This is a genomic window from Citrobacter sp. Cpo126, from assembly GCF_030332445.1.
Lineage (GTDB): Bacteria > Pseudomonadota > Gammaproteobacteria > Enterobacterales > Enterobacteriaceae > Citrobacter > Citrobacter portucalensis.
In genome coordinates this window covers 164,990-176,635 of record NZ_JAOWHT010000032.1, presented here as the reverse complement: position 1 = coordinate 176,635, position 11,646 = coordinate 164,990, and the positions used below count along the sequence as shown (strand labels likewise).

13 protein-coding genes are annotated in these 11,646 nt (G+C 51.4%); 7 read left to right on the top strand and 6 right to left on the bottom strand.

The window, feature by feature from the left end; translation table 11 throughout:
* Positions 1-78 precede the first annotated feature (78 nt).
* A complete protein-coding gene (gene dadX / locus OGY17_RS10140) occupies positions 79-1,149 on the bottom strand; it encodes a catabolic alanine racemase DadX (protein ID WP_286607143.1) in 1,071 nt (356 codons plus the stop codon).
* A 12-nt stretch (positions 1,150-1,161) separates the two neighbouring features.
* The gene (locus OGY17_RS10135) at positions 1,162-2,460 is read right to left on the bottom strand and encodes a D-amino acid dehydrogenase (RefSeq protein WP_003833553.1); all 1,299 of its coding nucleotides are present in this window, start codon (positions 2,458-2,460) and stop codon (positions 1,162-1,164) included.
* Positions 2,461-2,782: 322 nt separating this feature from the next.
* On the opposite strand from OGY17_RS10135, the gene OGY17_RS10130 reads away from it, so the two are divergent.
* Positions 2,783-4,315, top strand: coding sequence for a SpoVR family protein (locus OGY17_RS10130; RefSeq protein ID WP_003833557.1), 1,533 nt, complete (start codon positions 2,783-2,785; stop codon positions 4,313-4,315).
* Between the two features lie 102 nt (positions 4,316-4,417).
* On the opposite strand, the gene fadR is transcribed toward OGY17_RS10130, so the two are convergent.
* Positions 4,418-5,137 (bottom strand): fatty acid metabolism transcriptional regulator FadR, encoded by a 720-nt coding sequence (fadR, locus tag OGY17_RS10125; protein WP_003833559.1) that lies wholly within the window; start codon positions 5,135-5,137, stop codon positions 4,418-4,420.
* Between the two features lie 236 nt (positions 5,138-5,373).
* Between fadR and nhaB the strand changes: the two genes are divergently transcribed.
* From nhaB to OGY17_RS10110, 3 genes are all read left to right on the top strand, one after another.
* On the top strand, positions 5,374-6,918 hold the full coding sequence (nhaB, locus tag OGY17_RS10120) for a Na(+)/H(+) antiporter NhaB (protein WP_008785014.1): 1,545 nt from the start codon (positions 5,374-5,376) through the stop codon (positions 6,916-6,918).
* 141 nt (positions 6,919-7,059) lie between these two features.
* Positions 7,060-7,590 (top strand): disulfide bond formation protein DsbB, encoded by a 531-nt coding sequence (dsbB, locus tag OGY17_RS10115; RefSeq protein ID WP_003844060.1) that lies wholly within the window; start codon positions 7,060-7,062, stop codon positions 7,588-7,590.
* A 111-nt stretch (positions 7,591-7,701) separates the two neighbouring features.
* Complete coding sequence (locus OGY17_RS10110) at positions 7,702-8,043, top strand: TehB family protein (protein WP_003020940.1); 342 nt, start codon at positions 7,702-7,704, stop codon at positions 8,041-8,043.
* A 29-nt stretch (positions 8,044-8,072) separates the two neighbouring features.
* Here OGY17_RS10110 and ycgN read toward each other — a convergent pair whose 3' ends face one another.
* The 3 genes from ycgN to OGY17_RS10095 all read right to left on the bottom strand — a co-directional run bounded on the left by ycgN (position 8,073) and on the right by OGY17_RS10095 (position 9,634).
* Positions 8,073-8,519 (bottom strand): cysteine cluster protein YcgN, encoded by a 447-nt coding sequence (gene ycgN / locus OGY17_RS10105; RefSeq protein ID WP_003020944.1) that lies wholly within the window; start codon positions 8,517-8,519, stop codon positions 8,073-8,075.
* Between the two features lie 92 nt (positions 8,520-8,611).
* On the bottom strand, positions 8,612-9,271 hold the full coding sequence (locus OGY17_RS10100; RefSeq protein ID WP_048235224.1) for a fumarylacetoacetate hydrolase family protein: 660 nt from the start codon (positions 9,269-9,271) through the stop codon (positions 8,612-8,614).
* Between the two features lie 69 nt (positions 9,272-9,340).
* Positions 9,341-9,634: a YcgL domain-containing protein gene (locus tag OGY17_RS10095; RefSeq protein WP_003833735.1), complete on the bottom strand. Its 294-nt coding sequence runs from the start codon at positions 9,632-9,634 to the stop codon at positions 9,341-9,343.
* A gap of 126 nt (positions 9,635-9,760) precedes the next feature.
* On the opposite strand from OGY17_RS10095, the gene minC reads away from it, so the two are divergent.
* From minC to minE, 3 genes are read left to right on the top strand one after another with little or no spacing between them, the layout of a single operon-like run.
* Positions 9,761-10,468 carry a septum site-determining protein MinC gene (gene minC, locus OGY17_RS10090; protein WP_286607141.1) on the top strand — a complete coding sequence of 236 codons (708 nt, stop codon included), beginning with the start codon at positions 9,761-9,763 and terminating at the stop codon, positions 10,466-10,468.
* 23 nt (positions 10,469-10,491) lie between these two features.
* On the top strand, positions 10,492-11,304 hold the full coding sequence (gene minD / locus OGY17_RS10085; protein WP_003020956.1) for a septum site-determining protein MinD: 813 nt from the start codon (positions 10,492-10,494) through the stop codon (positions 11,302-11,304).
* A 3-nt stretch (positions 11,305-11,307) separates the two neighbouring features.
* Positions 11,308-11,574, top strand: coding sequence for a cell division topological specificity factor MinE (minE, locus tag OGY17_RS10080; RefSeq protein WP_003833739.1), 267 nt, complete (start codon positions 11,308-11,310; stop codon positions 11,572-11,574).
* Positions 11,575-11,646: the final 72 nt, after the last annotated feature.

Below are 11,646 nucleotides of genomic sequence, written 5' to 3'. Positions count from 1 at the left end.
GCGCCTTACCCGGCCTACAAAATGCACTGACTCTGAAGACCTGATAAACGCAGCAGCATCAGGCAATGCAATATAAAGTTACACCGTCACAACTGGCACGCGCAGCGCCAGAGAACACATTAACTCGTAGCCTACCGTACCTGCGGCGGTGGCCACATCGTCAATTTTAATCTCTTTGCCCCACAGCTCTACCGGCGTGCCGATCCCTGCCTGCGGGCACGGTGTCAGATCTACCGCCAACATATCCATTGAGACTGTCCCCACCGTCCCGGTACGTACACCATCCACCAGCACAGGCGTTCCGCTTGGCGCATGGCGTGGATAACCGTCTGCATAGCCGGTCGCTACAATGCCAATGCGCTGCTCACCGCTGGCAGTGTAACGTCCACCGTAGCCCACCCGATCGCCAGCTTTCAGCGTTTGTATGCCGATGATCTCACTGCTCAGCGTCATCACTGGCTTCAGGCCGGTATTGGCGATGTCCCGCCATTGTCCCGAAGGCGACGCACCATACAAAATAATGCCCGGACGAACCCAGTCATAATGCGCTTCAGGGTGCCACAGCGTGGCGGCCGAATTCGATAGTGACCGTCTGCACTCCAGCCCTTCAGTCGCCTGCGCAATACGCGCCATAGCCTCCTGGATACCTTCCGGGTGCTCTGCATCGGCAAAATGCGACATCAGCGTCATTTCGCCGACGTTGGGCATAGCCCCCAGCTGTTGCCAGACCGTGGGAACTCTTTCCGGTAAAAAACCAAGGCGGTTCATACCACTATTCACCTTCAGGTAAACATCGAGCGGTGCCTTCAGGCGCGCATTCTGCAATGCTTTTAGCTGCCAGTTACTGTGTACACAGGTGGTGAGTCGATAATTGTCATATACCGTCAGGTCTTCGGCGTGGAAAAAACCCTCCAGCATGAGTATCGGGCCTTTCCATCCGCGCTCGCGCAGGGTTATCGCCTCTTCAAGATTGAGCATGGCAAAACCATCGGTTGTGCCCAGCGCATTCCAGACGCGTTCAATGCCGTGTCCGTACGCATTGGCTTTCACCACCGACCAGACGCGAGCGTCCGGCGCGGCCTGGCGGGTAATGGTCAGATTTTGTTTCAACGCCTGCAGGTCAATGCTGGCCAGTATCGGGCGGGTCATCTCACGTCCTTATCAGTTATGTGCGCCATGTAAATGCCGTGGACGGGAGGGGGTAAACCCCGGACTGTAACGCGCCACGCTCAGATCGTCATAAGGTATGGCTGGCGTGCGGCCAGAAAGGATATCGCTCAGCAGCTGACCGGAGCCGCAGGCCATGGTCCAACCCAGCGTGCCGTGGCCGGTATTGAGCAGCAGATTCTTAAAGCGGGTGCGCCCCACCACCGGCGTTCCGTCCGGCGTCATCGGACGCAGTCCGGTCCAGAAGGTTGCCTGCTCCACATGACCGCCGCGCGGGAAGAGATCGCGTACGACCATTTCCAGCGTTTCACGACGAGGTTGTAGCAGTTCTGTATTAAAGCCGACAATCTCCGCCATGCCGCCAACGCGAATACGATTGTCAAAGCGGGTAATAGCGATTTTGTAGGTTTCATCAAGGATAGTAGAAACCGGCGCACCGTCGTCTTGCGCCACCGGAATGGTCAACGAATAGCCTTTGAGCGGATAGACCGGGATATCAACGATCCCTTTCAGCATTGCCGTGGAGTACGAACCAAACGCCATCACATAGGCATCGGCTTTAACTATCTCTTCGCCGCACTGGACGCCATAAATCTGCTCACCATCGCTCAGCAGCTTATCGACCGGGGTATTAAAGCGAAACTTAACGCCTGCCTGCTCCGCCATCTGCGCCAGACGCTGGGTAAACAGCTGGCAGTCGCCGGTTTCATCATTCGGTAAACGCAGACCGCCGGTCAGCTTGTGCGCCACTTCTGCCAGTGCGGGTTCGACTTCCGCCAGACGGTTTGCTTCCAGCAGTTGATATGGCACGCCCGCATCTTCTAGCACGGCGATGTCGCGGGTAGCGTTCTCATACTGTTGAGCGGTACGGAAAAGTTGCAGGGTTCCGCCCTGGCGCCCCTCGTACTCGATACCGGTAGAGGCGCGCAGCGCTTTCAGGCAATCACGGCTGTATTCCGCCAGTCGCACCATGCGTCCTTTGTTTTCCATGTAGTGGCTGGTGTCGCAGTTGCGCAGCATCTGCCACATCCATTTCAACTGGAACTGGGTTCCGTCAAGACGGACGGCCAGCGGAGCGTGGCGCTGAAACATCCACTTAATTGCTTTTAGCGGTACGCCTGGTGCCGCCCATGGTGCAGCATAACCTGGAGAGATTTGCCCCGCGTTCGCCGCACTGGTTTCCAGTGCCGGACCGGGCTCACGATCAATGACGGTGACATCGTGTCCAGCCTGACTTAAGTACCAAGCGCTGGTCACGCCAACGACACCACTTCCCAGTATGACAACTCGCATAGCCACTCCGTTAACAGTAAAAGAACAATCATCTAATTACATCTTGATAACTCAGTTGAAAATATTATTCAACATATGGCTTTTTTATGGTGACTTACCTCACATATAGCGGTGATGGCTGGGGACTCTCCGCTTTGGCATCTCCTGCTGTGCGTTATTTTTATCCAGCATAAAATTTTGCGGCCATGCCATTTTTCGACGCCTCGCTAACGTGAAATCGCAAAGAAAAAATTTCTGCCGCAGCACGTTTTTTAACACCATGATCTATGCTTGACATGAGGTACTCCAGACAGAGAGTGCCGCCAACAATGAGGGTGCGCGAATGGCTACGATTGATTCCATGAACAAGGACAGCACACGGTTAAGCGATGGACCCGACTGGACGTTTGATCTGCTGGATGTCTATCTGGCAGAGATAGACCGCGTGGCGAAACTCTACAGACTGGATACCTACCCGCACCAAATCGAGGTGATCACCTCCGAACAGATGATGGACGCTTATTCCAGCGTCGGGATGCCGATCAACTATCCTCACTGGTCGTTTGGTAAAAAGTTTATTGAAACCGAGCGCTTGTATAAGCATGGTCAGCAGGGGCTGGCCTATGAGATCGTTATCAACTCCAATCCGTGCATCGCGTATCTGATGGAGGAGAACACCATCACCATGCAGGCGCTGGTGATGGCGCATGCCTGCTACGGACACAACTCCTTTTTCAAAAACAACTACCTGTTCCGAAGCTGGACGGATGCCAGTTCCATTGTCGATTACCTGATCTTCGCGCGAAACTATATTACCCAGTGTGAAGAGCGTTACGGCGTGGATGAAGTCGAAAAGCTGCTCGACTCCTGCCATGCGCTGATGAACTACGGCGTTGACCGTTACAAACGCCCGCAAAAAATCTCCCTACAGGAAGAGAAAGCCCGTCAGAAAAGCCGTGAAGAGTATCTGCAAAGCCAGGTAAATATGTTGTGGCGCACGCTGCCGAAGAAAGAGGAAGAGAAAACCGTGGCGGAAGCCCGGCGATATCCCTCTGAGCCACAGGAGAACCTGCTGTACTTCATGGAGAAGAACGCCCCGCTGCTGGAGTCCTGGCAACGTGAAGTCCTGCGCATTGTACGCAAGGTCAGCCAGTATTTTTATCCGCAGAAACAGACGCAGGTGATGAACGAGGGCTGGGCCACTTTCTGGCATTACACCATCCTGAACCACCTTTATGATGAAGGTAAAGTCACCGAACGGTTTATGCTGGAGTTTCTGCATAGCCATACCAATGTGGTATTTCAGCCGCCCTACAACAGCCCGTGGTATAGCGGGATAAACCCTTATGCCCTGGGGTTTGCCATGTTCCAGGATATCAAACGTATTTGTCAGTCGCCGACCGAGGAGGACAAATACTGGTTCCCGGACATAGCGGGTTCTGACTGGCTGGAAACCCTGCATTTTGCGATGCGCGATTTCAAAGATGAGAGCTTTATCAGCCAGTTCCTGTCACCAAAGGTGATGCGTGATTTCCGTCTGTTCACCGTGCTGGATGACGATCGTCACAACTATCTGGAGATTTCAGCGATTCATAACGAGGAAGGATATCGTGAGATCCGCAACAGGTTGTCGTCGCAATACAACCTCAGCAACCTGGAGCCGAATATTCAAATCTGGAATGTCGATCTGCGTGGCGACCGTTCGCTCACCTTACGCTATATTCCGCATAACCGCGCACCGCTGGATAAAGGACGCAAAGAAGTGCTCAAGCACGTACACCGGCTTTGGGGTTTTGACGTGATGCTGGAGCAACAGAATGAAGATGGCAGCGTGGAGCTGTTGGAGCGTTGCCCGCCAAGGATGAACGGTCTGTAAATCTTATTGCCGGAGGCGGTGTAAACACCTAATCCGGCCTACGAAGTGCACGTATTGTAGGCCGGATAAGACGCTTTGGCGTCGCCATCCGGCTTTGAGCGATTAACGTCCCTGAATCGCCAAATCGCCCGGCAGGCTCTTTTGCATGCGATGCCAAATTTCGCCACTGTCGTGACCATAGCGGCGCACCGTTTCATACACCTGCTCATGAGCGCCCTGCTCGCAGAGTTCTGACAGTTTACGGTAGAAGCTCAGCGCCAGCGCGCGCGCTTCCGGATTGGCAAAATAATGACGACCAATGCGGGTATATAATCCTTTCATACCGTTGAGGATCAAACCGTAAATCGGATTGCCGGAGGCAAATGCCAGGCCGCGGAAAATGTTATAGTCCAGATCGGCAAATGCGTCAGCGTGGTCGGCCACCTGATTTGCCGTCGCCAGAACCTCCTGTGCTTTATCAGGATGCTGGCGAAACGCAGTGCGAACAAAGATCGTCGAAATATTGGTACGCACGGACAGCAGATTATCAATCAACTGCGGGACACTCTCGTGATCGAGACGCGCCAGCGTTTCAAGAATATTCAGCCCGGAGGTTTCCCAGAAGTTATTCACCTTCGTCGGTTTGCCGTGTTGAATGGTCAACCAGCCATCTCGCGCCAACCGCTGCAATACTTCGCGTAGCGTGGTACGTGTCACCCCAATAAGTTCGGAGAGTTCACGTTCAGCGGGCAAAATAGTGCCAGGTGGGAAGCGGTTATTCCAGATACTTTCAATGATGTACTCTTCCGCGAACCCAGCCGGGCTTTGCGCCTTAATGACCATAGTAAAAATTCCATTACACAGCAAAACATAGTTACACACATCATACCAGATGGGTATCTTAGCTGATAGCTGACGCAATGAAGAAAAAGTGGATCAAGGCTTCATTTTCCAAATAACGCTACAGCACAGCCAAACTTGCCAGTCTCGTGAATAGCTTGCCTGTACTCCCTCCTCCCGCTAAGCTTTGCGGTCAAACATAAAAACATGATTTCATTTTTAAAGGTAGGGAAATCACCATGGAGCTATCATGGGGCCGCGCTATGTGGCGCAATTTTTTAGGCCAATCACCAGACTGGTACAAACTTGCACTGCTTGTCTTCTTAGTCGTTAACCCGATTATTTTTTTCATCAACCCTTTTATCGCCGGCTGGTTGCTGGTGGCCGAGTTCATTTTCACGCTGGCGATGGCGTTAAAATGTTACCCACTGCTGCCAGGCGGGCTGTTGGCTATTGAAGCTGTAATTATTGGCATGACCAGCGCCACGCATGTGCGTGAAGAGGTTGCCGCAAATCTTGAGGTGTTATTGCTGCTGATGTTTATGGTGGCAGGCATCTACTTTATGAAGCAGCTATTACTGTTTATTTTCACTCGTCTGCTGCTCACTATTCGCTCCAAGACGCTGCTGTCACTGTCTTTTTGTGTTGCAGCCGCTTTTCTCTCTGCGTTCCTCGATGCGTTGACCGTCGTTGCCGTGGTAATCAGCGTTGCGGTCGGTTTTTATGGTATCTACCATCGCGTTGCTTCTTCTCGCGCGGAAGACAACAACATGCTCGATGACAGCCATATCGATCAGCACAATAAGGTCGTTCTTGAGCAGTTCCGCGGTTTTCTGCGTAGCCTGATGATGCACGCGGGGGTCGGTACGGCGTTAGGCGGCGTGATGACCATGGTGGGTGAGCCACAAAACCTGATTATCGCCAAAGCGGCTGGCTGGCATTTTGGCGACTTCTTCCTGCGTATGTCGCCAGTTACCGTCCCGGTACTGATTTGCGGCCTGTTAACTTGTGTGCTGGTCGAGAAATTGCGCTGGTTTGGCTATGGCGAAACGCTGCCGGAGACCGTCCGTGATGTCCTGCAACAGTTTGACGATCAGAGCCGCCAACAACGTACCCGCCAAGACAAAATCAAACTGATTGTCCAGGCGATTATTGGCGTCTGGCTGGTCGTTGCTTTGGCCCTGCATCTGGCAGAAGTCGGATTGATCGGTTTGTCGGTCATCATTCTGGCAACCTCGTTGACCGGCGTCACCGACGAACATGCGATAGGTAAAGCCTTTACCGAGTCGCTACCCTTCACCGCGCTGCTGACCGTGTTCTTCTCTATTGTCGCGGTGATTATCGATCAACAGCTCTTTTCGCCGATTATTCAGTTTGTTTTGCAGTCGTCTGAACATGCACAACTGACGCTGTTTTATCTCTTCAACGGCCTGCTATCTTCGATCTCTGATAACGTTTTTGTTGGTACGATTTATATCAATGAAGCCAAAGCCGCGATGGAACATGGGACCATCAGCCTTAACCAATTTGAGCTGTTGGCGGTGGCGATCAATACCGGGACCAACCTGCCTTCGGTGGCCACGCCAAACGGCCAGGCTGCATTCCTGTTCCTGCTGACCTCTGCACTGGCGCCGTTGATTCGCCTCTCTTATGGTCGCATGGTGTGGATGGCCCTGCCTTATACTCTCGTCCTGACGCTCGTCGGCCTGCTTTGCGTCGAGTTCACACTAGTTCCGGTGACCGAGTGGATGACCCAAACGGGCTGGTTAGCTACACTTTCATAACAATTAACCGGGCAAATCACTGCCCGGTTTGACTTTTTGCATGATAAATATCCGATTACGCAAATTTTCAATTCCCGCTAGTGGCGCATAAAGTGAATTGGTTTAAACTGCGGTCTCTACGCATGTTGCAGGGAAATGATTATGTTGCGATTTTTAAACCAGTGCTCCCGAGGTCGTGGAGCATGGTTATTGTTGGCGTTAACCGCCTTTGCGCTGGAGCTCGTCGCGCTGTGGTTCCAGCACGTCATGCTGCTAAAACCTTGCGTGTTGTGTATTTACGAACGTAGCGCATTATTTGGCGTGATGGGTGCAGGGCTGGTGGGTGCTATCGCACCAAAAACACCGCTGCGCTATGTGGCGATGATAATCTGGATTTACAGTGCCTGGCGCGGACTTCAGTTAGCGTATGAGCACACCATGATTCAGCTGCACCCATCCCCGTTTATGACCTGTGATTTTGCCGCACGCTTTCCAAGTTGGCTGCCGCTGGACAAATGGCTGCCGCAGGTGTTTTTAGCGTCCGGTGACTGTGCTGAGCGCCAGTGGTCTTTTTTAACCCTGGAAATGCCGCAGTGGCTGTTGGGGATCTTCGCCGCCTACCTGGTAGTCGCCGTGCTGGTAGTGATAGCACAGCCGTTCAAACCGAAAAAACGTGACCTCTTCGGTCGCTAACAGAGACGCTCCTTCGGGAGCGTTTTTTTTTGCCTTAAATTCATTGCCTGCTGGCATCTATAAGATGTATATTAAATACATCTTATAGATGCCACACCAAGGAGATGTCTTATGTCCCATTTACGCATCCCGGCAAACTGGAAAGTTAAACGCTCTACTCCCTTCTTCACGAAAGACAACGTCCCGGCAGCACTTCTTTCTCACCATAACACTGCTGCAGGCGTTTTTGGCCAGCTTTGCGTGATGGAAGGTACGGTAACGTATTACGGCTTTGCCAATGAAGACGCAAAAGAGCCTGAAGTAAAAGTGGTGATTAATGCCGGTCAGTTTGCGACCAGTCCGCCGCAGTACTGGCATCGCGTTGAATTAAGCGACGACGCCCAATTCAACATCAATTTCTGGGTTGAAGATGACAACCATGGCGATGAGATGTATCAGGCGAAAAAGTCTTAAGCCTAAACGCCTGCTAATCGATGGGCGGTTTAGTCCGCCCATGAAGGTTTGTTCAGAATATGATCCTGCCAGTCACGCACTTCCGATTCTTTCACCGCAATATGACGTACTGAAATACGTTCACCGTGCATCGCCGCTTTTGATCCCGTCAGCAGTGGATGCCACTCCGGCAGCCCTTTACCTTCCGCTAGCAGACGATACGCACAGGTCATCGGCAGCCATTCAAAGGTAGGCAGATTATCGCGCGTCAGTTTGATACAGTCAGGCTCGTACTCGAATCGGCGTTCGTAATTACGGCACTGACAGGTTTTGATATTGAGCTGCTTACACGCGACGTTAGTAAAATAGATTTCGTCGGTGTCTTCATCCATCAGCTTATGCAGGCAGCATTGACCACACCCGTCACATAATGACTCCCACTCGGCATCGGTCATTTCATCCAGGGTTTTACTTTGCCAGAAAGGTATGTCGCTCATCAGGGTATCCGCTATTGCAATAAAGCTGCACCTTATAACCAGTCTGGCACGCTGATGCAAGTTTTGCCGCCCGAAAAGGCGGCAAGAAGAGATTACAGCACGCGTGTCGTCAGCGTTTGACCATGAAAACTGATAGCCAGCTCATCACCGCTGTTTAACGGCCCAACGCCCGCTGGCGTCCCCGTCAACACAACATCGCCCGCTTTGAGGGTAAAGAAACGACTCATGTAGGCAATCAAAGGCACGATGTGATGGATCATATCCGCCGTGGTGCCGTGCTGGCGCTGCTCACCGTTAACCGTTAACCCGAGCATCGTATCCTGAGGATCACCATTAAATTCCGCTACCGGAATAAACCCTGACAGCGGGCAAGAGTTATCAAAGCCCTTCGCTTTTTCCCACGGTTGCCCCGCCTTCTTCATTTTGCCCTGAATATCACGCAGGGTCAGATCCAACGCGACGCCATAGCCCGCGATGGCTTTGCGCACATGTTCTTCCGTCGCCTGACGTAGGGTCGCGCCAATTAGCACAGCCAGCTCAACTTCATGGTGAACCGAACCCATATCAGATGGGATCACCAGCGGCTGGCGTAAATCGCACAGCGCGGTTTCCGGTTTAATAAACAGCACCGGCTCTTCCGGGGTACTTCCGCCCATCTCTTTAATATGATTAGCATAGTTACTCCCTACGCAAACCACCTTACTCACCGGATAATCCAGCAGAGCACCATGCCAGTTATGATGTTGATACATTACTTTCCCCTAACGTAGTTATCAATTTCAGGTACTGCATCGATGGGGCGTACTGCTGCCGGATGCAGTTTAACGTTTATCGTCTGGTGTATTTTGTTTCGTCGCGGCCAGATGCTGTTTAAGTAAATCTTCTGGCGGCGGTGGTATTTGTAAATAATAGCCCTGCTCGGTGAGTGCCTGTTTTACTTTTTCCAGATCGGCATTAACCAGCTTTTTACGGCCATCAAGCGGCAACATCATTGCCAGCGTCGGCTGACCAAATCCTTTCATCAGTTCTTCAGGAACTCGCGAGAAATCGTCTTTTTTTTCGACATATAAATAGGTCTGGTCACGTTTACTGCTTCGGTAGATCACACAAAACATATCTTTTACTCTGAATTCACGGAATGGTGGCTTGCCTCAATATAATACTGACTATAACATGCCTTATAGTCTTCGGAATATCACCCCGCGCTGGGGATGATAAATAGCAAATTGAGTAAGGCCAGGATGTCAAACACGCCAATCGAGCTTAAAGGCAGTAGCTTCACCTTATCAGTGGTTCATTTACATGAAGCAGAACCCGAGGTTATTCGTCAGGCGTTGGAAGACAAAATCGCGCAGGCACCTGCTTTTTTAAAACATGCTCCCGTAGTGGTTAACGTGAGTGGTCTTGAAAGCCCGGTAAACTGGTCAGCGCTGCAGAAGGTTGTCGCGTCTACCGGATTGCGCATTATCGGCGTTAGCGGATGCAAAGACGCCAGACTCAAGGCTGAAATCGACGAAATGGGTCTTCCTTTACTGACTGAAGGTAAAGAAAAAGCTATTCGTCCTGCGCCCGTTGAGGCCCCGGCTCCCTTCGCTCCGCCACAAAACGTTACTCCCATCACAAAAACACGATTAATAAATGTGCCGGTTCGTTCCGGTCAGCGCATTTATGCACCACAATGTGATCTGATTGTTACAAGCCACGTCAGTGCAGGCGCAGAGCTTATCGCTGATGGCAATATTCATGTTTATGGAATGATGAGAGGCCGTGCGTTGGCAGGCGCAAGCGGTGACCGGGAAGCGCAAATTTTTTGTACCCATCTGACGGCAGAACTGGTGTCTATCGCAGGTGTTTATTGGCTGAGTGATAAAATCCCAGCAGAATTTTATGGCAAAGCGGCACGTCTGCAATTAGCAGAGAACGCTTTGACAGTTCAACCGTTGAATTGATCCCTTTTTAACAAGGAATTTCTATGGCACGCATTATTGTTGTTACTTCGGGTAAAGGGGGCGTTGGCAAAACCACCTCCAGCGCGGCCATCGCTACAGGTTTGGCCCAGAAGGGAAAGAAAACTGTCGTTATTGATTTTGATATCGGCCTGCGTAATCTTGATCTGATTATGGGTTGTGAACGCCGCGTCGTTTACGACTTCGTCAACGTTATTCAGGGCGATGCGTCGTTAAATCAGGCGCTAATCAAAGATAAGCGTACCGAAAATCTCTTTATTCTTCCGGCCTCACAAACTCGCGATAAAGACGCGCTGACGCGTGAAGGCGTCGCGAAAGTTCTGGACGATCTGAAAACGATGGAATTCGACTTCATCGTCTGCGACTCTCCGGCGGGTATTGAAACCGGTGCGCTGATGGCCCTGTATTTTGCCGATGAAGCGATTATTACCACCAACCCGGAAGTCTCCTCTGTACGTGACTCTGACCGTATACTGGGTATTCTGGCGTCGAAATCTCGTCGCGCGGAAAACGGTGAAGATCCAATTAAAGAGCATTTGTTGCTGACGCGCTACAACCCTGGCCGCGTTAATAAAGGTGACATGCTGAGCATGGAAGACGTACTGGAAATTCTGCGAATCAAGCTGGTTGGCGTGATTCCTGAAGATCAGTCAGTCCTGCGCGCGTCTAACCAGGGTGAGCCGGTTATTCTCGACATCAATGCTGATGCCGGTAAAGCCTATGCTGATACCGTAGACCGTCTGTTGGGAGAAGAACGTCCTTTCCGCTTCATTGAAGAAGAGAAGAAAGGTTTCCTCAAACGCCTGTTCGGAGGATAAGTTATGGCATTACTGGATTTTTTTCTCTCGCGGAAAAAGAGCACAGCGAACATCGCTAAAGAGCGACTGCAGATTATTGTTGCGGAACGTCGTCGTAGTGACGCCGAGCCACATTATTTACCGCAGCTGCGCAAGGATATTCTCGACGTTATCTGCAAGTATGTACAAATTGATCCCGAAATGGTCACAGTACAACTTGAACAAAAAGACGGCGATATTTCGATCCTCGAACTTAACGTGACATTACCTGAAGCGGAAGAGTCTAAATAAGCTCTTTTGTCGCTAAATCATGGTTACGAAAAAGGCAGATTATTCTGCCTTTTTTATTTTCTGTCTCTGACT